Origin of the sequence: uncultured Pseudomonas sp., from assembly GCF_913777995.1 — a bacterium.
In the GTDB taxonomy this organism is placed as follows: Bacteria; Pseudomonadota; Gammaproteobacteria; order Pseudomonadales; family Pseudomonadaceae; genus Aquipseudomonas.
Genome location: NZ_CAJYVE010000044.1, coordinates 1 through 20,547 on the forward strand (window position 1 = coordinate 1; position 20,547 = coordinate 20,547).

22 protein-coding genes are annotated in these 20,547 nt (G+C 63.6%); 12 read left to right on the forward strand and 10 right to left on the reverse strand.

Going from position 1 to position 20,547, the window contains the following annotated elements; translation table 11 throughout:
• The 3 genes from QZ497_RS18830 to catA form a co-directional block, all read left to right on the forward strand.
• On the forward strand, nucleotides 1-1,094 hold a 1,094-nt coding region (locus tag QZ497_RS18830), incomplete at its 5' end, for a muconate cycloisomerase family protein (RefSeq protein WP_295477889.1).
• Nucleotides 1,095-1,118: 24 nt separating this feature from the next.
• Nucleotides 1,119-1,409, forward strand: coding sequence for a muconolactone Delta-isomerase (gene catC, locus QZ497_RS18835; protein WP_295477892.1), 291 nt, complete (start codon nucleotides 1,119-1,121; stop codon nucleotides 1,407-1,409).
• A gap of 60 nt (nucleotides 1,410-1,469) precedes the next feature.
• Nucleotides 1,470-2,399: a catechol 1,2-dioxygenase gene (gene catA / locus QZ497_RS18840; RefSeq protein WP_295477895.1), complete on the forward strand. Its 930-nt coding sequence runs from the start codon at nucleotides 1,470-1,472 to the stop codon at nucleotides 2,397-2,399.
• Between the two features lie 264 nt (nucleotides 2,400-2,663).
• Here the strand turns inward: catA and QZ497_RS18845 are convergent, their stop codons facing one another.
• Together QZ497_RS18845 and QZ497_RS18850 are read right to left on the reverse strand one after the other, a co-directional pair.
• Entirely contained in the window at nucleotides 2,664-4,292 is a 1,629-nt protein-coding gene (locus tag QZ497_RS18845) for a phosphoethanolamine transferase (protein WP_295477897.1), read from the reverse strand.
• A 184-nt stretch (nucleotides 4,293-4,476) separates the two neighbouring features.
• Entirely contained in the window at nucleotides 4,477-5,163 is a 687-nt protein-coding gene (locus QZ497_RS18850) for a response regulator transcription factor (RefSeq protein ID WP_295477900.1), read from the reverse strand.
• Between the two features lie 247 nt (nucleotides 5,164-5,410).
• On the opposite strand from QZ497_RS18850, the gene QZ497_RS18855 reads away from it, so the two are divergent.
• Entirely contained in the window at nucleotides 5,411-6,145 is a 735-nt protein-coding gene (locus tag QZ497_RS18855; RefSeq protein ID WP_295477903.1) for a phosphatase PAP2 family protein, read from the forward strand.
• Here QZ497_RS18855 and QZ497_RS18860 read toward each other — a convergent pair.
• Nucleotides 6,135-7,052, reverse strand: coding sequence for a LysR substrate-binding domain-containing protein (locus QZ497_RS18860; RefSeq protein WP_295477906.1), 918 nt, complete (start codon nucleotides 7,050-7,052; stop codon nucleotides 6,135-6,137). The genes QZ497_RS18855 and QZ497_RS18860 overlap by 11 nt on opposite strands.
• Nucleotides 7,053-7,236: 184 nt before the next feature.
• Between QZ497_RS18860 and QZ497_RS18865 the strand changes: the two genes are divergently transcribed.
• The 6 genes from QZ497_RS18865 (at nucleotide 7,237) to QZ497_RS18890 (ending at nucleotide 12,424) form a co-directional block, all read left to right on the forward strand.
• A complete protein-coding gene (locus tag QZ497_RS18865) occupies nucleotides 7,237-7,986 on the forward strand; it encodes an SDR family NAD(P)-dependent oxidoreductase (RefSeq protein ID WP_295477909.1) in 750 nt (249 codons plus the stop codon).
• A 148-nt stretch (nucleotides 7,987-8,134) separates the two neighbouring features.
• Complete coding sequence (locus QZ497_RS18870) at nucleotides 8,135-9,433, forward strand: MFS transporter (RefSeq protein ID WP_295477912.1); 1,299 nt, start codon at nucleotides 8,135-8,137, stop codon at nucleotides 9,431-9,433.
• A gap of 16 nt (nucleotides 9,434-9,449) precedes the next feature.
• The gene (locus QZ497_RS18875) at nucleotides 9,450-10,298 is read left to right on the forward strand and encodes a transketolase (RefSeq protein WP_295477915.1); all 849 of its coding nucleotides are present in this window, start codon (nucleotides 9,450-9,452) and stop codon (nucleotides 10,296-10,298) included.
• Nucleotides 10,295-11,308, forward strand: coding sequence for a transketolase family protein (locus tag QZ497_RS18880; protein ID WP_295477918.1), 1,014 nt, complete (start codon nucleotides 10,295-10,297; stop codon nucleotides 11,306-11,308). Before QZ497_RS18875 ends, QZ497_RS18880 begins: the two co-directional genes overlap by 4 nt.
• 436 nt (nucleotides 11,309-11,744) lie before the next feature.
• A complete protein-coding gene (locus QZ497_RS18885) occupies nucleotides 11,745-12,236 on the forward strand; it encodes a GNAT family N-acetyltransferase (RefSeq protein ID WP_295477921.1) in 492 nt (163 codons plus the stop codon).
• 59 nt (nucleotides 12,237-12,295) lie between these two features.
• Nucleotides 12,296-12,424: a hypothetical protein gene (locus QZ497_RS18890; RefSeq protein ID WP_295477923.1), complete on the forward strand. Its 129-nt coding sequence runs from the start codon at nucleotides 12,296-12,298 to the stop codon at nucleotides 12,422-12,424.
• 36 nt (nucleotides 12,425-12,460) lie between these two features.
• Here QZ497_RS18890 and QZ497_RS18895 read toward each other — a convergent pair whose 3' ends face one another.
• Both QZ497_RS18895 and QZ497_RS18900 read right to left on the reverse strand, forming a co-directional pair.
• The gene (locus QZ497_RS18895) at nucleotides 12,461-12,976 is read right to left on the reverse strand and encodes a GAF domain-containing protein (RefSeq protein WP_295477926.1); all 516 of its coding nucleotides are present in this window, start codon (nucleotides 12,974-12,976) and stop codon (nucleotides 12,461-12,463) included.
• 293 nt (nucleotides 12,977-13,269) lie between these two features.
• Nucleotides 13,270-14,193: a LysR family transcriptional regulator gene (locus tag QZ497_RS18900; protein WP_295477929.1), complete on the reverse strand. Its 924-nt coding sequence runs from the start codon at nucleotides 14,191-14,193 to the stop codon at nucleotides 13,270-13,272.
• Between the two features lie 111 nt (nucleotides 14,194-14,304).
• Between QZ497_RS18900 and QZ497_RS18905 the strand changes: the two genes are divergently transcribed.
• Nucleotides 14,305-14,745 carry a VOC family protein gene (locus tag QZ497_RS18905; RefSeq protein ID WP_295477932.1) on the forward strand — a complete coding sequence of 147 codons (441 nt, stop codon included), beginning with the start codon at nucleotides 14,305-14,307 and terminating at the stop codon, nucleotides 14,743-14,745.
• A complete protein-coding gene (locus QZ497_RS18910; RefSeq protein ID WP_295477935.1) occupies nucleotides 14,742-15,329 on the forward strand; it encodes a glutathione S-transferase family protein in 588 nt (195 codons plus the stop codon). Before QZ497_RS18905 ends, QZ497_RS18910 begins: the two co-directional genes overlap by 4 nt.
• A 10-nt stretch (nucleotides 15,330-15,339) precedes the next feature.
• Here QZ497_RS18910 and QZ497_RS18915 read toward each other — a convergent pair whose 3' ends face one another.
• The 5 genes from QZ497_RS18915 to QZ497_RS18935 all read right to left on the reverse strand — a co-directional run bounded on the left by QZ497_RS18915 (nucleotide 15,340) and on the right by QZ497_RS18935 (nucleotide 20,087).
• The gene (locus QZ497_RS18915) at nucleotides 15,340-16,950 is read right to left on the reverse strand and encodes a gamma-glutamyltransferase family protein (protein ID WP_295477938.1); all 1,611 of its coding nucleotides are present in this window, start codon (nucleotides 16,948-16,950) and stop codon (nucleotides 15,340-15,342) included.
• Nucleotides 16,944-17,741 carry an amino acid ABC transporter ATP-binding protein gene (locus QZ497_RS18920; protein ID WP_295477941.1) on the reverse strand — a complete coding sequence of 266 codons (798 nt, stop codon included), beginning with the start codon at nucleotides 17,739-17,741 and terminating at the stop codon, nucleotides 16,944-16,946. The genes QZ497_RS18915 and QZ497_RS18920 overlap by 7 nt, the downstream gene beginning before the upstream one ends.
• Nucleotide 17,742: 1 nt before the next feature.
• A complete protein-coding gene (locus tag QZ497_RS18925; protein WP_295477944.1) occupies nucleotides 17,743-18,513 on the reverse strand; it encodes an amino acid ABC transporter permease in 771 nt (256 codons plus the stop codon).
• Nucleotides 18,514-18,525: 12 nt separating this feature from the next.
• Nucleotides 18,526-19,332 (reverse strand): ABC transporter substrate-binding protein, encoded by an 807-nt coding sequence (locus QZ497_RS18930; protein WP_295477947.1) that lies wholly within the window; start codon nucleotides 19,330-19,332, stop codon nucleotides 18,526-18,528.
• Between the two features lie 86 nt (nucleotides 19,333-19,418).
• Entirely contained in the window at nucleotides 19,419-20,087 is a 669-nt protein-coding gene (locus QZ497_RS18935) for a GntR family transcriptional regulator (RefSeq protein WP_295477948.1), read from the reverse strand.
• Between the last annotated feature and the right edge of the window lie 460 nt (nucleotides 20,088-20,547).

The following is a 20,547-nucleotide window of genomic DNA, read 5'->3' on the forward strand; positions in this document are numbered from 1 at the left end:
ACACCTGCCTCGTCGACCTGCCCACCATCCGCCCGCACAAGCTGGCCATGCATACCCTGCAGCGGCAGACCCTGGTGCTGTTGCGCCTGACCTGCAGCGACGGCAGCCAGGGCCTCGGCGAAGCCACTACCATCGGCGGCCTGGCCTACGCCGGGGAGAGCCCGGAAAGCATCAAGATCAATATCGATACCTGGTTCGCGCCCTTGCTGATCGGCCAGGACGCCACCAACCTGAATGCCGCGATGCAGCGCGTCGACCGTGGCATCCGTGGCAACACCTTCGCCCGCAGTGCGGTGGAGACCGCCTTGCTCGATGCCCAGGGCAAGCGCCTGGGCCTGCCAGTGGCCGAAGTGCTCGGCGGCCGTGTGCGTGAGGGTGTGGAAGTGGCCTGGACCCTGGCCAGCGGCGACACCGGTCGTGATATCGACGAAGCCGAACAGATGCTCGACCGCCGTCGTCATCGCCACTTCAAGCTGAAGATCGGCGCGGGTGACGTGGCCCGCGACATCGCCCACGTGGCGGCGATCAAGAAGGCCCTGGGCGAGCGTGCCAGCGTGCGCGTGGACATCAACCAGGCCTGGAGCGAGGCCGTGGCCATCAGCGCCAGCCGACGCCTGGCCGAGGCCGGTGTCGAGCTGATCGAACAGCCGCTGTCGCGCTTCGACCGCGCCGGCATGGCACGCCTCAACGCCCATAGCCCGATCCCGCTGATGGCTGACGAAGCCATCGAGTCGGTGCCCGACAGCTTTGCCCTGGCCCAGCTGGGCGTGGCACCGATCTTCGCCCTGAAGATCGCCAAGACCGGCGGCCCGCGTGCGGTATTGCGCACCGCAGCGATTGCCGAGGCGGCCGGTATAGGCCTGTATGGCGGCACCATGCTCGAAGGCAGTGTCGGCACGCTGGCCTCGGCGCATGCCTTCGCCACCCTCGACAAGCTGGAATGGCATACCGAGCTGTTCGGGCCGCTGCTGCTGACCGAGGACATCCTCGTCGAAGCGCCTCTGTATCGCGACTTCCAGCTGATGATCCCGACCACGCCAGGCCTGGGCCTGGAGCTGGACGAACAACGCCTGGCGCGCTTCGCCCGCCGCTGAACCTGACCGATAAGGAGCCTCACCATGCTTTTTCACGTGCGCATGACCGTCAAGCTGCCGGTCGACATGCCTGCCGAGCAGGCGGCCAAGCTCAAGGCCGATGAAAAGGAGCTGGCCCAGCGCCTGCAGCGCGAAGGCACCTGGCGTCATCTGTGGCGCATTGCGGGCCTGTATGCCAACTTCAGCATTTTCGACGTGCCGGACAACCAGGCCCTGCACGATACCCTGATGCAACTGCCGCTTTACCCGTACATGGATATCGAAGTCACGCCGCTGTGCCGCCATCCGTCGTCGGTGCATGCCGACGACCGCTGAGCCGCCTGGCTCGAAAACACGACCTACGTCTGACAAGAACAATGATGAGGACCCACCACCATGACCGTACGTATCTCCCACACCGCTGAAGTGCAGAAGTTCTTCGAGAACGCTTCGGGCTTCGACCAGGATGCCGGCAACCCGCGCATGAAGACCGTGGTGCACCGTATTCTCACCGACTCGATCAAGATCATCGAAGACCTGCAGATCACCCCGGAAGAGTTCTGGAAAGCGGTCAACTACTTCAACGAATTGGGCGCCCGTCAGGAAGCCGGCCTGCTGGTGGCCGGCCTGGGCCTGGAGCATTACCTGGACCTGCTGCTGGACGCCGAAGACGAGCAGAATGGGCATGTCGGCGGTACCCCGCGCACCATCGAAGGCCCGCTGTACGTGGCCGGTGCACCGCTGAGCCAGTACGAAGCACGCCTGGATGACGGCACTGATGCCGGCACGCCGCTGTTCATGCAGGGCCAGGTGCGTGACACCGACGGCCAGCCACTGGCCAACGCCATCGTCGATGTGTGGCATGCCAACACCGCAGGCACCTATTCGTACTTCGACCCGAGCCAGTCGGAATTCAACCTGCGCCGCCGCATCCAGACCGACGCCCAGGGCCGTTATCGTTTTCGCAGCATCGTACCGTCCGGCTACGGCTGCCCGCCGGATGGTCCGACCCAAGGCCTGCTCGACCAGTTGGGTCGCCATGGCCAGCGCCCGGCGCACGTGCATTTCTTCATTTCCGCACCGGGCCATCGGCACCTGACCACGCAGATCAACCTGGAAGGCGATCCCTACCTGCATGACGATTTCGCCTACGCCACCCGTGACGAGCTGATCGCGCAGATCCATTTCAGCGAAGACGCAGCACGTGCGGCGCAGCATGGTGTCAGCGGCCGCTTTGCCGAGATCGAGTTCGACTTCGTGTTGCAGCCAACCGAGCAGCCTGACGAAGAAACACGCCGTGAGCGGGTGAGGGCGCTGGAAGCCTGATTCAATCCCGTTACCGAGCGCAGCATAAACGGCACGGCCTACACACGGAGGCCGCGCCGTTTTATTTGTGCCGGTGATTTGGTGGCTAAAGCCAATGCTGGCCAGTTAGACCGTGGGAGCGAGCTTGCTCGCGAAGGCGGCATCACGTTCACAGCAAACTCAGCGGCTTTGCCCGCTTTTCGCGAGCAAGCTCCAACAGAACGGGATGCGCTTGACCGACAGCATGACGCCTCAATCGATCCCACCCTCACAGTGCGGCGTGCTTCAGGCCGACGGCTTGCGGCACGCCGCAAACATGTCCAGCGACTTCTGGTACTCGCTGGTCTTCACGTCCAGCAGGCCCAGCATCGAATGGAACAGGTTGTCCTGGCTCAGCGGCAGGTTGCGGTTGTTCTGCAGGCAGTCGGTGTCGACACCGAACGACTGCCGGTAGCTGGGTGAGAACCACGCCACCATGGGGATATGCCGTTGTTGCTCGGGGGCGACCATGTACGGCGTGCCGTGCAGGAACAGGTTGTACTCGCCCAGCGACTCGCCATGGTCGGACAGGTACAGCATGGCGGTGTCGACCTTGTCCTGGTTGCGGCGCAGGGTATCGATCAGTGTGGCCAGCACGTGGTCGGTGTAGAGCAGCGTGTTGTCATAGCCGTTGATGATGTTTTCCCGCGAGCAGTTGTTCAGCGCATTGCTCTGGCACACCGGGGTGAATTTCTCGAATTCGGCCGGGTAGCGCTTGTAGTACTCGGGACCGTGGCTGCCCATCTGGTGCAGGACCAGCACGGTGTCGTGCTGCAGGTTGTCCAGGCGACTCTGCAGGTCGCGCAGCAGAATCATGTCGCGGCATTCGTGGTTGGCGCACAGCGCCGGGTCCTTGTCGTTGCTCAGGTCCTGGAAGGTCACCCGATCGCAGGTGCCTTTGCAGCCGGCCTGGTTGTCCAGCCACACCACGTCGTAGCCGGCGCGCTTGAGTACGTCGAGCAGGCCTTCCTGGGTGCGGGCGGTGGCGGCGTCGTAACGCTTGCGGCCCAGGTTGGAAAACATGCACGGCACCGACACGGCAGTTTCCGTACCGCACGACCACACGTCACCGAAAGCGATCACATCACCTTCGGCGCGCAACTTGGGCGTGGTGTCGCGGGCGTAACCGAGCAGGCCGAAGTTTTCGGCGCGGGCACTTTCACCCACTACCAGCACGGTCAACGACTTGTGCGGGCGCTGCAGGCTGGCCGGGTCACGCTGCGCATCAGTGGCAGTCGGGCGCAGCGTGGTGCCGGCGGTGGCGACTTGCTCACGCAGGTAACCGTAGGCCGCACCCACCAGGTTGCTGGGCACCACCATCAGGCGCAGTTCGTGGTGGTTGCGAAACAGCGAAGCCAGGCCCTGATAGTTGATCATCGCCACGGCGCCCAGTAGGGCGGCGCAGCCGACGCTCACCAGCGCCTTGCTGAGCAGTTCCGCCGGCCAGCGGCGATAACGGATGGGGGTCTTGTACAGCAGCCAGGAGGGCAATACGCCCAGCAAGACAATGTAGAGGAACAACTTGCCCGACAGCAGGGCCAGGGCTTCGGTCGGGTTGGTCTCGGCGACATTGCGGAACATGGCGGCGTCGAAGATCACGCCATATTCATTCATGAAGTAGGCGATGCCGGAACTGAGCATGAACAGGGTGATCAGCACCGGCTTCAACACCCCGCGAAAGGCCACCAGGGTCAGCAGAATGTTGAACAGAATCCAGATCAATGCGGCAAACACGATGCCCAGTACAAACCCTGTATGGTCGGGTGCGGTGACCTGGAATACATGCGCCCAGAGTTTCGAGTTGAAACCCAGCAGCAAGTAGAGGCTGGCAAGAACGGTCACGACTTCAGGACGTACGGCCTTGATCTTCAGCATGTCGATTTACTTTCATGAAAGTTGAAATAAGGTGCCCGAGTTGCTGCAGGCGCCCGATATTGCATTACCGCCAGAGCGACGGAAGTATCGAGACTTGTCTGTCGCTCCGGCTACCGAAACATGGCGCCCGACGCGGTTTAATGCGGCGCTGAAAGCATTGGTTCAGGATGCAGAAAGCTTTGGTTCAGCTTGCCGCCGCCTGCGCGGTACAGATCTTGTAACCAAGGCCATGCACGGTGTGCAGCAGTTCGGTATCGAAGGCGCCGTCCAGGGTACGGCGCAGAATATGGATGTTGCTGCGCAGGCTGCCGCCCTTGGGCATGTCGCTGCCCCACAGCGCCTGCTCCAGCTCCTTGCGCTGCACCAGGTGCGGGCTGCGGCGCATCAGCAGTTCCAGCAGCTTGAGGTGCGTGGGGTTGAGCTTGAGGGGTATGCCACCCCTGGAGACCTCCAGGGTGTCGAGGTCGAAACGTAGGTCGGCCACGCTCAGCACCCGGTTGCCCTGGCCCAGGCGGCGGGTGACGATGGCCTCCAGGCGCGCCAGCACTTCGGTCATGGCAAAGGGTTTGGTCACGTAGTCGTCGGCCCCGGCAGAAAAGCCCACCAGGCGGTCTTCCAGGGTGTCGCGGGCGCTGAGCATCAGAATGGTGACATCCGAGCGCGAGTGCTGGCGCAGGCTGTGGCAGATACGGTTGCCGTCGATGCCCGGCAGCATGATGTCGAGGATGATCGCGTCGAAAGGCTTTGTGGCAGCCAGGTGCAGGCCACTCAGGCCGTCCAGCGCGCCTTCGACCTGATGCCCCTTGAGCTGCAGGAACTCCACCAGGTTGTCATGGATATCGCGGTTGTCTTCGATGACTAGAATATTCATTGTTGCTCGTTCTATGCACAGGTCGCCGTTATTGCAACAGCGGTCGTTCTTGAGTTGGCAACAGTGACTCTAGACCACCAACGGTTCGATGAGCGTCAACGGTTTGTGGAAAAAATGTCAACGCCGCTCACGCCGACTGTCGAGAAGCTGAACGAACACTTTTCTCACGACCTATTCACATACAGCGGACCGCAGTAATCGTACACTCCGATTCTTTCCTACCCGGTAATCCAGCGGAGCATCCTGCATGGCCGAAACATCCACGGTCCCGATTTCACGTCCCTTCAACTTTCGGCTGGCCGCCGGTATTCCCATCGGCATCATGGTGTTGTTGCTGATTTTCGATCCCACCGCCGTGGACTACTTCCTGGCCAACCTGTTCTATGTACCGGGGCAGGGCTTCATCGGCGCCCACAGTTACTGGCTGGAAACCGTATTGCATGACCGCGCCAAGCAGGTGGTCATCATCCTGGCGGTGCTGTTCGCCGTCGGCTTCGCGGCGAGCTGGGTGGTGGCCAGCCTGCGGCCCTGGCGCCGTACCCTGGGTTACATCGTGTTGGCCATGGGGCTGTCGACCGGCATCATCACGCCGCTGAAGAACCTTACCCAGGTGCAGTGCCCCTGGAGCCTGAGCGATTTCGGGGGTGTCGAGACCCACACGCCGCTGCTCAGCCACCGCGCCCCCAGCCTCAAGCCGGGGCTGTGCTGGCCGGGCGGGCATGCGGCGACCGGCTTTTCGCTGCTGGCGCTGTTCTTCGCCCTACGTGACCGCAAGCCGCGTGCCGCGCGCGTGGCCTTGGCCGTGGCCCTCGGCCTGGGCGTGCTGTTTTCCTTGGGGCGGATGATGCAGGGCGCGCATTTTCTCTCCCATAACGTCTGGACCCTGCTGATCGACTGGCTGATCTGCCTGGCCTGCTACCGCTGGCTGCTGTACCGCCCGCAACCTGCAGCAGTGCCTGCCGGCGCCGCCGTCAATACCTGAAGTCCTGGCCCAGTTCCTGGCGCATCCATTCCAGGAAGCGCCTGACCCTGGGGAACGCGGCGTGTGCCTTGGGGAATACCAGGTGGTGCGCGCTCACCGGCACGCTGAGCCGTTGCGGCTCGATGACCACCAGTTCGCCCCTGGCCAGCAACTCTTTCGCCAGCAGGGTGCTCTCCAGGGCGAAGCCCAAACCCAGGCGCGCCGCCTCCATGGCCATGTACGAACGGTCGAAGCTCAGCGGGTAGGGGCTGTCGGGCCGTGACAGGCCATGCTGGGCGAACCACTGCGGCCAGTTGACCAGCGTGGCCTCCGACAGCACCAGCGGGCTGTGCAGCAGGTCTTCGGGGCCCTGTACCGGATGTTTCGCCAGCAACGTGGGCGAAGCCATCACCGCCAGATGTTCATCGGGCACGCTGCGCACTTCCAGGGTCGGCCAGTTGGGCTGGCCGTGGCGGATGTCCACGTCGATCTTGTCGCGGCTGAAATGCAGCGATTCGTAGGAACACGACAGGTTGATCTGGATGTCCGGGTGGCTCTGGCGGAACTGTTCGATACGCGGCATCAGCCACAGGAAGCCGAAGCTGGGCGAGGCGTGCAAGCGCAGGCAATCCAGGCTGCGGTCGCTGGCGGCGCGCTCGGTGGCCACTGCCAGACTGTGCAGCACACCGGATACCTCGGCCAGGTACTGCTCGCCCACCGGGGTCAGGGTCACCCCGCGGGCGTTACGCAGAAACAACTGACGGCCGATCATCGATTCCAGCTTGGCCAATTGATGGCTGACCGCCGACGGCGTGAGGTTCAGCTGTTCGGCCGCGCGGGCCACGTTGCCGTAACGCGCGGTCTGCTCGAAGGCCTGGATAGCCTTGAGCGCAGGCAGGTTGGGCGATGTGTCGGTGGGGTTGGGCATGGTTTTTCCTGAGCAGGGAGCCTGCGGACGTGAGCGAACAGTAAAGGTGTCGAGCGGATCGAGTGCTGAATTTTTTTCAGTGCTTGCTGAATTTCACGTTATTGCTCAGGTGGGGGGCGGGGCACAAGCTGTTGCCACGATTTGCTGCAAATCGGCTCGATAAAAACAATAGGGAGAACGCCCCATGCTCTTGAAAGACAAGGTTGCAATCATCACTGGCGCGGCCTCGGCACGCGGTATCGGCCGGGCCACTGCTGAAATTTTTGCCCGTCAGGGTGCTCGCGTGGTGATCCTCGACCTCGACGAATCCGCGGCCCGCGATGCCGCCGCTGCCCTCGGCGAGGGACATCTGGGCCTGGCTGCCAACGTTGCCGACCAGGGCCAGGTCCAGCGTGCCGTGGCCGCTGTGCTGGAGCATTACGGGCACATCGACGTGCTGATCAACAACGCCGGCATCACCCAACCCCTGAAGATCCTCGACATCGGTCACAGCGACTACGACAAGGTGCTGGACGTCAGCCTGCGCGGCACGCTGCTGATGTCGCAGGCGGTAATCCCGAGCATGCGCGCCCGCAAGTCCGGCAGCATCGTGTGCATGTCGTCGGTCTCTGCCCAGCGCGGCGGGGGCATCTTCGGCGGCCCGCACTACAGCGCTGCCAAGGCCGGCGTGCTGGGCTTGGCGCGGGCCATGGCCCGGGAACTGGGGCCAGACAGCGTACGGGTCAACTCCATCGCTCCAGGTCTGATCCAGACCGACATCACCGGCGGCCTGATGCAGGACGAGCGTCGCCACGCGATCATCGACGGCATTCCGCTGGGCCGCCTGGGCCAGGCGCAGGATGTCGGCAATGCCGCGCTGTTCCTGGCCAGTGACCTGTCCAGCTACCTCACCGGCATCACCCTGGATGTCAACGGCGGCATGCTGATCCACTGATACGCTCTTGCTGTTCGCTGCTGCCCCGCAGCCTGGCCACGCCACAAGCACATGACCGCCACTGCGTCGCAGCCCACCGGGCAGGGCGTGGTGGCGGCTGCGGCCAGACGCTGCGGGGCGGTCCATAACAATAAAAGAGAAGACCATCATGACTACCCTGTCACTCGAAGCGGCCACCTCCGTGCGCTCCAACGCCTACCGCAAGACCGCATGGCGGCTGATGCCGTTCCTGATGCTCTGCTACCTGTGCGCCTACCTGGACCGGGTCAATGTCGGGTTCGCCAAGCTGCAGATGATGAACGACCTGTCGCTCAGCGAAGCGGTGTATGGCCTGGGCGCCGGCATGTTCTTCATCGGCTATTTCCTGTTCGAAGTACCCAGCAACATCATCCTGCACAAGGTCGGCGCCCGGCGCTGGATCGCCCGCATCATGATCACCTGGGGCATCATCTCGGGGATGTTCGCCTTCGTCGAAACCGCCTGGCAGTTCTACGCACTGCGCTTTCTGCTGGGCATCGCCGAAGCCGGCCTGGCCCCGGGGCTGCTGCTGTACCTCACCTATTGGTTCCCGTCGTATCGGCGCGCCAAGATGACCGTGCTGTGGTTCGTGGCCATTCCGCTGTCGGGGATGATCGGCGGCCCGCTGTCGGGCTGGATCATGAACGCGTTCGCCGGCGTGCATGGCTGGGCCGGCTGGCAATGGATGTTCGTCATCGAGGCGATTCCTACCGTGGTGGTCGGCCTCATGGTGCTCGGCTACCTGAAGGACGGCGTGCACCAGGCCACCTGGCTGAGCGCCGAGGAAAAGCAGCTGGTGCAGAAGGAGCTGGAAGAAGACAACCGGCAGAAGGTTACCCACGGTTCGGTCGGCGAGTTCATCCGTGACCGCCGCCTGTGGCTGCTGGCTGGCATCTACTTCTGCGTGGTCATGGGTCAGTACGCCATCACCTTCTGGTTGCCGACCCTGATCCGCAATGCCGGCCTGTCTGACCCCTTGCACATCGGCATGATGACCAGCCTGCCGTACCTGTGCGCCATCGTCGCCATGCTGCTGGCCGGGCGCAGTGGCGACAAGCACCAGGAGCGCCGCTGGCACCTGGTGATCCCGATGGTCCTCGGCGCGGCCGGCCTGAGCCTGGCCGCTGTGCTGGGCGGCAACCTGTTGCTGTCGGTGGCCAGCCTGTGCCTGGCGGCGGCGGGCATTCTCTCGGCTTCCTCGTTGTTCTGGATGCTGCCCACCACCTTGCTTGGCGGTGTCTCGGCTGCCGCTGGCATCGCCGCAGTGAACAGCTTCGCCAACCTGGCCGGTTTCTGTTCCCCCTACCTGATCGGCTGGATCACCACCAACACCGGCTCCAGTGCCATCGGCATGTACCTGATCACTGGCGTGCTGCTGTTCGGCGCCACCCTGGTGCTGCGTGTACCGGCCGCGCTGGTCAATCGTTGATTCGAGGAGTGACGCAATGAGCGCTAACCAATCACCCGCAACTGCTGTGAGCCTGGGCGAACGTGCCCATAACATCCGCCGCCATGCCCTGCGCATGGGTCAGGTGCAGGGCCAGGGTTACGTGGGCCAGGCCCTGGGCGCCGCCGACCTGCTGGCCGTGTCCTACTTCCACGCCATGCAGCTGCGCCCCGACGACCCCGAGTGGGAAGGGCGGGACCGTTTCTACCTGTCCATCGGTCACTACGCCATCGCCCTGTATGCCGCGCTCATCGAGGCTCAGGTCATTCCCCTGGATGAGCTGGAAACCTACGGCACCGACGACAGCCGCCTGCCGATGTCGGGCATGGCCGCCTACACCCCGGGCATGGAAATCACCGGTGGTTCCCTCGGCCATGGCCTGGGTATCGCAGTGGGCGCCTGCCTGGGCCTCAAGCGCAAGCACAGTGAGTCGTTCGTCTACAACCTGCTGTCCGACGGCGAGCTTAACGAGGGCTCGACCTGGGAGGCGGTGATGTCCGCCTCGCACTGGAAGCTCGACAACCTGATCGCCATCGTCGACGTCAACAACCAGCAGGCCGACGGTCACTCCAGCGAAGTGCTGGCCTTCGAACCCATCGTCGACCGCTGGCAGGCGTTCGGCTGGTTCACCCAGCGCGTTGACGGCAACGACCTCCAGGCGTTGGTGCAGGCCTTCGATGCCGCGCGCCAGCATCCGGGCGCACAACCCCGGGTGATCATCTGCGACACACGCATGGGCAAGGGCGTGCCGTTCCTGGAAAGCCGCGAAAAGACCCACTTCATCCGCGTCGACGAGCACGAATGGGACATTGCACTGGAAAACCTTGAGGCCGGGAGAACCGCATGAGTACCGTCAAATCCACCGCCGTCGAGACCGGCAAGAAACGCTTGACCACTTCGGCGATGATCGCCTCGATCGCCGCCGAAGGGCAGCCGACCCGCTCGGCGCCTTTTGGCCACGCCCTGGCGGCCCTGGCCGAGCAGCGCCCGGAGATTGTCGGCCTGAGCGCCGACCTGTCGAAGTACACCGACCTGCACATCTTCGCCAAGGCGCACCCGCAGCGCTTCTATCAGATGGGCATGGCCGAGCAGTTGCTGATGAGCGCCGCTGCCGGCATGGCCCGCGAAGGCTGCGTGCCGTTCGCCACCACCTACGCGGTGTTCGCTTCGCGGCGAGCCTATGACTTCATCTGCATGGCGATTGCCGAGGAGAACCTCAACGTCAAGATCGTCTGCGGCCTGCCGGGCCTGACCACCGGCTACGGCCCCAGCCACCAGGCCACCGATGACCTGGCGATTTTCCGCGCCATGCCCAACCTGACCATCGTCGACCCTTGCGATGCGCTGGAGATCGAGCAGGCCACGGTGGCCATCGCCGAGCACCAGGGTCCGGTGTACATGCGCCTGCTGCGCGGCAACGTGCCGCTGGTGCTGGACCGCTACGACTACAAGTTCCAGCTCGGCAAGGCCCAGGTGATCCGCCCCGGCAACGAGGTGCTGGTCATCGCTACCGGGTTGATGACCATGCGTGCCCTGGAGGCTGCGGAAAAGCTGCAGGCCGACGGTGTGGACGTGGCGGTATTGCACGTGCCGACCATCAAGCCGCTGGACGAGCAGACCATCCTCGCCGAAGCACGCAAGCCGGGGCGGCTGGTGGTGACGGCAGAGAACCATTCGATCATCGGCGGCCTGGGCGAAGCGGTGGCCAGCGTGTTGCTGCGCAACGGCGTGACCCCGACCTTCCGGCAGATCGCCTTGCCCGACGCCTTCCTCGATGCCGGTGCCTTGCCGACCCTGCATGATCGCTATGGCATCTCCACCGAGGAAGTGGCGCGGCAGATCAAGGGCTGGTTGTAGGCGCGGGGCGATATCCACCGGTCTGTACCGATAAGTTAGACCGGGTACAAGCGGCTTCAGCCGCGAAGCGACCGCCTGTTCACAGAAGATGCAGTGAATTTCCTGGCGCTTTCGCGGCTAAAGCCGCTCCCACCGGGCCACCTAACGGCTAACTGAGCTGTATTGGCCTTAGCCACAATACGGGTCAATTAGGCCGTTGGAGCGAGCGTGCTCGCGAAGGCGGCGTCACGTTCACAACAGATGCATGAGGTTTGCCGGCCTCTTCGCGAGCAAGCTCCAAACATAAGTCAGATCGTCCCTAACTCACCGGTATTGGCCTTAGCCACGACCAGACCCGCCGCCGATGCTTTATCGCTCATGGGCACCTGAAGAAAATGCAGTACCGGCGGGCTGGTAATTCATTACCATGCCCGCCCAACGATCTTCAGGAGCTCGTATGCCCAACCCCAGCTTTCGCCCAGCCACGCCCGCCGACGCCTTACGTTGCTTCCAGATCGAAACCAGCGCCTATGAAGGCGATGAGGCCGCGACCCTGGAAAAGATCGCCACGCGTATCGCCCAGTACCCGGAAGGCTTTCTGATCCTGGAGGCCGAAGGGCAGGTCATCGGTTTCATCAACGGCGGCTGTGCCCATGAGGTGCAGATGGCCGATGAAGCCTTCAAGGAACTCATCGGCCATGACCCGGCGGCGTCCAACGTGGTGATCATGTCGGTGGTCGTCGACCCGGCCTGGCAAGGTCAGGGTCATGCTTCACGGCTGATGGACGAATACGTGCGGCGCATGCGTGGCCTGGACAAGCGCAGCATCCACCTGATGTGCAAGGAGCGCCACGTTGCACTGTACCAGCGCCTTGGCTACCGCTATGTACAACCCTCGGCCTCGGACCATGGCGGTATGGCCTGGCACGAGATGCTCATGACCCTGTAATCAGGTTGAACGGCTCGTGCTGCCGGCTGCCCAAGCAGTGAACACTGGAGGGCATCATCATGAGTGACGACAAGCAGCAACGTCCCGAACCACCCATGCAGGAGGACGTTCCGGCGCATTCCACGGCCAAGGAACGCGAGCGCCTGAAGGATTTCAACAAGGACGGCATTCCACCCGGTAGTTGCTGAGCGCAAACGGATCGCCTGCCCGGATCGGGCAGGTGGTCAATGATGGATATGGCAGGGCGGGGTGGAGAGCAGGCGACCGCTCAACCGAGCGAACAGGCGCAGCGATTCGATCAGTTCCGGGTCGTTGAGGATGGCCGCCGAATGCGGGGCCGTCGCGCACAGCGAGCCGAACAGTTCACCGTTGGTCAGGTACACCGGGAACGAGATGTAGCAGTCCAGACCAAACTTGACGATGTTCGGGTGATGCTTGTAGTACGGGTCTTGGCTGGCGTGCGGAATAACAAGTTCAGCCTGGTCCCGTAACACCTGAGTGCAAAGCGCAACTTCCTGGGGAATCGCATGTCCGGGTTTGATACCCAGGTGCATTTCATCATTGATGATATAAGCGATCCAATGCTCGTCGGAAAACTTGCCGATGGCAGCAAACTTCAAGCCGGTACGCATCAACACCAGTCGAAGAATTTCCGACAGGCCTTCGATCTCGTTGATGATTTGCAGTTCTGCAAAGTCGAGGTGGCAGGCGGTGGTCGAGAGAGGCAGGCTGGTTGGCATGGGACTACCTCATCACAGCCGTTTTCAGGAAAGGTTCAGCTTGGAATCTATCCGCGGTGCAGGCTTTCTGCAAACTATATTTTCAAGCCGCCGTTTAATTATTGGCGGTATTGTGTTGGTTGGATCCAATCCACAAATACAGAGGCTTTTCAATAAGCTGGCGTCAAACTCCCGTTGTATATACAGGCGTGATTATAAGTATTTCTCTCATTCGCATACCGCTCTTGAAGAGGGCTGATTTAATAGTTGCATGACTAACTAATTACCGGTTTGTCAGCTTTCAACTGTTCCCGTTACCGCACGGCCGCCGTTTTTCCGAACACGTTCGGGTCGGGTATTTGCGCCTCCAGGCGCGGCGCTGCCCAGTCGATGAAACTGCGTACCCGGGCCGGCAGCGTTCGGGCGTGGGGGTAGACCAGCTGGATGGGCAGGTCCTGAGGTTCGAACTCGCGCAGGACACGCTGCAGCCGGCCATCGGCAAGGGCCGTGCAAGCCTGGTAATGCAGCAGGCGGGTGACACCCAGGCCGTCGATCGCGGCCTGGCGCGCGGCACGTACCTGGTTGGTGGTCAGGCGCGGCTGGATCTCCTGACCGCGCTCGCCATGCGCCTCCTGGAAATACCAGTGCCGGCCCTGGCCGGTGTAGACGATGCAGTCGTGAGCTTCGAGGTCTTGCGGGTGCAGCAACGCCGGGGCTTGCTGCAGGTAATGCGGGCTGGCGCAGGTGACCAGGCGGGTACGCCCGATGGCCCGCGCCACCAGCGAGGAGTCCGGCAGGCGGCCGATGCGCACCGCCAGGTCGAGGCCCTGGTCGAGCAGGTCGACGATCAGGTCGCTGAAGGTCAGCTCCACACGCATCTGCGGGTGCGCCTTGAGAAACTCGCTCACCAACGGCGCCAGATGCTGCTGGCCGAACTCCACCGGTGCGGTCAGGCGCAGCAGGCCACCCGGGGTCTGGCGCCGGGCGTCCAGGCGCTGCTGCATGGCATCGAAGTCGGCGAACATGCGGCGGCTCCACGCCAGGTATTCACTGCCTTCGTCGGTCAGTGCCATGCGTCGGGTGGTGCGGTTGAGCAGGCGCACGCCCAGGTGCTTCTCCAGGGCCGCCAGCGAGCGCACCACGGATGCCACTGACTGGCCGCTGGCGTCCGCCGCCGAACTGAGGCTGCCGCTGTCGACGATGCGTACGAAATTGGCCATGGCCTTGAGCCTGTCCATCGGTCCTCGCTATCTGTGCAATGAATGAATAAGTCTTATCAGGCCCAGGCCATAGGTCCGCGCCGGGCGGTGGGGGACACTGTGTCCATCAACCGCCAAGGAGCCCACCTCATGTTTCCGAACCCCCACCGCGTCAACCCGGCGCGCATCCAGGCCTACGATCATATCGGCATACGGGTCAGCAACAGAACCCGCGCGCTGGCCTTCTACCAGGCCCTGGGTTTTGTCGAAAGCGCGAGCTTTCCCGAGCATGAAGCCAACGAGATGCTCAGCGCCGATGGTGTACGCATCAACCTGATCTTCAACGGCGCACGCCTGCCCGATGCGCACAACGTACTGCTCGATGCGGCCGTGAAGCTGCCGGGCATCACCCACCCGGCGTTCATCGTCGACGACCTGCAGCGCCTGCAGGACTGGCTGGGCGAGCAGGGTATTCGCGTCACTCAGGGCCCACACCGTATCGGGCCACGGCGTATCGCGCTGTTCATCCGCGATCCGGACGGCAACGTCCTGGAGTTCAACCAACTGATTCCCGAAGGAGCTGCTGCATGAAACTCTACGACCTGACCGCCTCTGGCAACTGCTACAAGGTCCGCCTGTTCGCCGCCCTGGCGCACATCGATCTGGAACTGGTCGGCGTGGATCTGGCCGCCGGCGAACATCGCCAGGCGCCATTCCTGGCGCTCAACCCTCTGGGCCAGGTGCCGGTGCTGGTGGATGGTTCGCGGGTACTGCGTGATGCCCAGGCCATTCTGGTGTACCTGGCCGGTGCCTATGGCGGCTTGGCCTGGTGGCCGAGCGAGCCGGCCGCGCAGGCGGAAGTGGTGCAGTGGCTGTCCACCGCCGCCAACGAGGTTCAGCACGGTTTGTGCGCCGCGCGCCTGGTGGACCGCTTTGGCTATGCGCTGGACAAGCAAGTGGCACTGGACAAGGCGCATGCCCTGCTGGCGGTGCTGGACGGACACCTGGCGCAACATGACTGGCTGGCCATCGGCCGGCCGACCATTGCCGATTGCGCGGTGTATCCCTATGTGCTGCTGGCCCCCGAGGGCGGTGTCGACCTCGGCGCCTATCCCCATGTGCAGCGCTGGATGTCGCGCATCCAGGCGCTGCCGGGTTACCTGCCGGCCGAATGAAGCGACCGGCTTACCACACGGCGATGTGCGAGTCGGCACGCGGTTCGGTGCCGCCGCACAGCACCCCGCTGACCGGGTCGCGGACGATGATCTGACCGCGACCGTAGTCCACCGAATCGCAGGCCACTTCGACCTGGTGCCCCATGCCCTGCAGGGCGGCGGCCAGGTCGCGGGAAGCGGCCTGTTCGATGCCCACCTTCATGCCGCCCAGCCACTGCCAGCGCGGCGCGTCCAGCGCGGCCTGCGGGTTGAGGCCGAAGTCCACCAGGTTCATCACCATCTGCACGTGGCCTTGCGGCTGCATGTAGCCCCCCATCACGCCGAACGGCCCGACCGGCTGGCCGTTGTGGCTGATGAAGCCGGGGATGATGGTGTGGAAGGTCTTTTTGCCAGGTTGCAGGGTATTGGCGTGGCCAGGGTCCAGGCTGAACTCCTGGCCACGGTTCTGCAGGGCGATGCCGCAGCCGGGCACCACCACCCCAGAGCCGAAGCCGTGGTAGTTGCTCTGGATGAACGACACCATGTTGCCTTCGGCGTCGGCGGTGGCCAGGTACACCGTGCCGCTGGCATGCGGGTCACCGGCTTTGGGCTCCAGCGCGGTATCGCCGATCAGCGCCCGGCGCCGTTGCGTGTAGGCTTCGCCGAGCAGGTCGGCGACTGCCACGCGCATGTGCTCCGGGTCGGTGATGTGATGCAGGCCGTCGCTGTAGGCCAGCTTCAAGGCTTCGATCTGGCGGTGCCAGGTACTCAGGCTGTCGCGATGGTCGAAGTCGAAGCCCTTGAGGATTTGCAGGGTCATCAGCGCCACCAGCCCTTGACCACTGGGCGGGATTTCCCAGACATCGTAGCCACGGTAGTTGACGCTGATCGGCTCGACCCAGCGCGGTTTGTAGCTTTGCAGGTCGCTCTGGCGCAGGTAGCCGCCGCCCTGGCGTGACGCCGCGTCGATCCGCTCGGCCAGAGCCCCGCGGTAGAAGCTTTCACAGCCGGTTTCGGCCAGTTCCTTCAGGGTGCGGGCCTGGTCCGGGTTGCGGAACAGCTCGCCGGCCTTGGGCACCTTGCCGTCGATGAGGAAGGTGTCGAACCAGGCCTGCATGGCCGGTTCGCGCTTGGCGGAAAAGTCGTTATAGGCGGTCTGCCATTGGCGGGCGACCACCGGCGACAGCGGGAAGCCTTCTTCGGCCAGCGAGATGGCCGGTTGCAGCAATTCAGCGAACGGCAGGCGCCCGAAGCGCCTGGACAGCTCGGCCCAGGCGGCGGGGCAGCCGGGCACGGTGACCGGGGTCCAGCCATACAGCGGCATGGCCTCGGCACCGCTGGCCCTGACAGCCTCGATGTTCAGTGCCGCCGGGGCGTGCCCGCTGGCGTCCAGGCCGTGCAGCTGGCCCTTGACCCAGACCAGGGCGAAGGCGTCGCCGCCGATGCCGCAGCCGGTGGGCTCCACCACCGTCAGTGCCGCCGCCGTGGCGATGGCGGCATCGATGGCGTTGCCGCCGCGGCGCATGATGTCGATGCCGGCTTCGGCGGCCAGTGGCTGGGAGGCTGCCACCATGCCACGCCTGGCGAAGACGCTCTGGCGTTGCGAGGCATAGGGGTAGCGCTGGGCAGAAAACGTCAGCATGGTGCGTGCTCCGACAGGACGCGGCTGAGAAAGGCGCGCGTGCGTGGATGGCTGGGATTGTTGAAGATCTGTTCGGGCGGGCCTTGTTCGATCAGTTCGCCCTTGTCGAGGACCACCACCCGGTCGGCCACTTCCCGGGCAAAGCCCATTTCGTGGGTCACCACCACCATGGTCATGCCGTCCTCGGCGAGCTGTTTCATCACTTGCAGCACCTCGCCGACGGTTTCCGGGTCGAGGGCGCTGGTCGGTTCGTCGAACAGCATGGCCTGGGGCTTCATGGCCAGGGCGCGGGCGATGGCCACGCGCTGTTGCTGGCCGCCGGAAAGCATCGAAGGGTAATGGTCGGCCTTGTCGGCCAGGCCCACCTGCCTGAGCAGTTCGCGGGCATGCTCGATGGCCGTACCCTTGCTGACGCCGAGCACCTGGGTCGGCGCCTCGATGATGTTCTCCAGCGCGGTCATGTGCGGGAACAGGTTGAAGCGCTGGAAGACCATGCCGATGTCGCGGCGCTGGCGGGCGATGTTGCGCTCGCTGTCGCGCACCAGGCTGCCGTCGGGGCGTTCGCGATAGCCCATGGGCTTGCCGTTGACGCGAATACGACCGCTCTGGATGTCCTCGAGCAGGTTGATGCAGCGGATGAAGGTGGTCTTGCCCGAGCCGGAAGCACCGATCAGCACCACCACCTCACCACGTTGCACTTGCAAGGTCACCCCCTTGAGGATGTCCAGTTCGCCGAAGGCCTTGTGCAGCTCCAGGGCTTCGATGACGTAATCCGTGTTCGTGTCTTGCATCTCAGCGACCTCTCGAAAAGCGTGCAGCGAAACCGCCGAACATGCGCCGCGACGCGCTTTCCGGGCGCCGCTCCGACTGTCCGAAGCGATGCTCCAGCCAGCGCTGGAAGAAGCCCCAGAGGGTGGTCAGCAGCAGGAAGTAGATGGCAACCACCAGGTACAGCTCGAACACCCGGAAAGTCGCCGAGGTGATCATCTGCGTGCTCAGCAGCAGCTCCTGCACGCCGATGACGCTGACCAGCGTGGTGTTCTTGAGCATCACGTTGAATTCGTTGCCGATCGGCGGAACGATGATGCGGAAGGCCTGGGGCAGGACGATGCGCTGCATCAGCTTGCCGAAGGTCATGCCCAGCGAGCGACCGGCTTCGTACTGCCCCTTGTCCACCGCGCCGATACCGGCGCGGATGATTTCCGCCATGTAGGCGCCTTCGTTAAGGCCTAGCGCGATGATCGCGGCCTGGATGTTGCCGGGCAGGATGAACAGCCCCAGGTCGATGTCCTGGAAACGGAAAATGCCCCCGGCAGCCAGCGCCGTGTAGAGGAACACGATCTGTACCAGCAGTGGCGTGCCGCGCATCAACCACACGTAGAACCGCACCGGGTACTGCAGCATCGGGTTGCTGGACAGGCGCATCAGCGCGGCGATCAGCCCCAGCACCACGCCCAGCGACATCGCCAGCACCGCGATGGCGCAAGTCAGCCACAGCGCGTTGAGGTAGATCCCGCTGGGTTGCAGCAGGTACTGCCAGAAGATTTCCCAATTGAAGTTCATCACCCGTCTCCGTCAGTCGAGCTTGTCGCTAGCAACGTTCCACTTCGCCAGCAGCGCGGTGTAGCTGCCGTCGCTGCGCATGTCGTCGAGGATCTGCTGCACGGCGGCGGACAGTTGCGGATCGGTCTTGCGTACGCCGATGCCGGTGAGGATCTTGCTGAACGCCGGTACGCCTTCCTGGAACAGGTCTGGCGCCATGGCGGCGTAGTAGCCGGCGGTTTCCACCGTGGTGCCGTAGGCATCCACCTGGCTGATGCGCAGGGCCTGGAAGGCGTCGGTATCGGAGTTATAGACCGACAGTTTCATCGGCTCCTTGCCGGCCTTGGTCAGCTGCTCGTTGTGCGCATCGAGCAGGGTCTTGATGGTCGAGCCATTGAGCACGGCGATCTTCTTGCCCGACAGGTCGTCAAGGCTGTTGATGCCCTTGGGGTTGCCCTTGGGGACTACCACCGACTGGCTGGAGTACATGTAGTTGACGATGTCGATCACCTGGCGCCGCTCGGGCTTGTCGAACAGCTGGTCGACGATCAGGTCGCACTGGCTGGCCAGCAGGGCCGGTACCAGGCCGGAGAAGGGAATCACCCGCCAGTCGACTTTCTTGTCGCCCAGGCGCTTGGCGATCTCCGTGCCCAGGTCGATGGCCAGGCCGACCGGTTTCTGCTGGGCATCGAAGGACACCAGCGGCGGCGAGTCCATGCCCGAGCAGTAGGTCAGTTTGTCGGCGGACTTCAGGCGGTCAGGGATGACCGGTGCGGCCGAGGCAGCAGCGCAGGCCAGGGACAGGGATACAGCGGCTGCAAGCGAGTACGAAAGGCGCATGATGAAACTCCGTTTTGCTGTGTGTAGGGGTGGGGCAGCATTCAGGGAGACGACTTCGTGGCGGCCCGTGGACCGGGCCTGCCGGGTTATTGTTCGTTCTGCAGGAACTCGGTCAGTGAGGGCAGGGTGCCCTCGATGTGTTCGTGTATCACCCGCTCGGCCAGCGCCGGGTCGCCGCTGCGCAGCGCATCGATGATCTGCTGGTGTTCTTCGCGGCCGCTGAGCGGCTTGTCGCCATGCTCCAGCCACAGGCGCATGGGCGCCTCGATCAGCGAGTACAGCGCGACGATCTGCTTGAGCAGGCGCGGGCGCTCGCTGAGGCTGCACAGGTATTCGTGGAAGATCCGGTGGCGCATGACCCATTGCGCGGCGTCGTCGCCGCAGTTGTCCATGTCGTCGAGCAAGCGTTCGAGCAGGGTCAGGTGGCGTTCGGTGAGCTTGGGCGTGGCCACGCGGATCGCCAGGCCCTCCAGGGCGCTGCGCATCTCGAAGACTTCGGACATCTGTTCGATGTCCAGGCCGCTGACCACCGCACCGCGATTGGGGCGCAGGGTCACCAGGCCTTGGGCATCCAGACGCCGGAACGCCTCGCGTACCGGCATGCGGCTGGTGCCGATCTCGCTGGCGATCTCTTCGGCGACCAGGCGGTCGCCCTTGCGATAACGCCCGGCGCAGATGGCGCCGAGCAGGAAGTTGTAGGCCTCTTCTTCAGCAGTGACCGGGGGCCGTTCGGTGTACGAGAGCGCTGGGTGCATGACGAGACCTGTATAAGTGTATCCAATTATCCACGGATTCACTTAAGCAGATTGCGGGCCAGTTTCTGCTCCTGCGCTATTTATGGAGGCAATTCAAGGGGTTGAACGAGAAAGCCGAAAAGCCCTGGGCGTAGCGGTCGCAACAAAGTGTTACGTGATGAGGCACTGCGCCGGAAAATGCACGGTTTTAAAGCGCGCGAGCGGGCGTAGAGGAAGGGGGGCGTTACGCAGAGTAGCGTTTTGATGGCTGGCATGAAGGGCCAGCCGCTTTAGTCGCTGTTAGGCCCAATACTGGTCAGTTACCCCGTGGGAGCGAGCTTGCTCGCTCCCACCAAGTGAACTGCCCCCAAGAAGTTGGAGATTAATCCAACCCTTGGGGGGTGTTATGAGTAAGTACACAGAGCCATTCAGGCTCACCGCCGTCAAAGCCTACCTGCAAGGCACAGACGGTTTACGCACG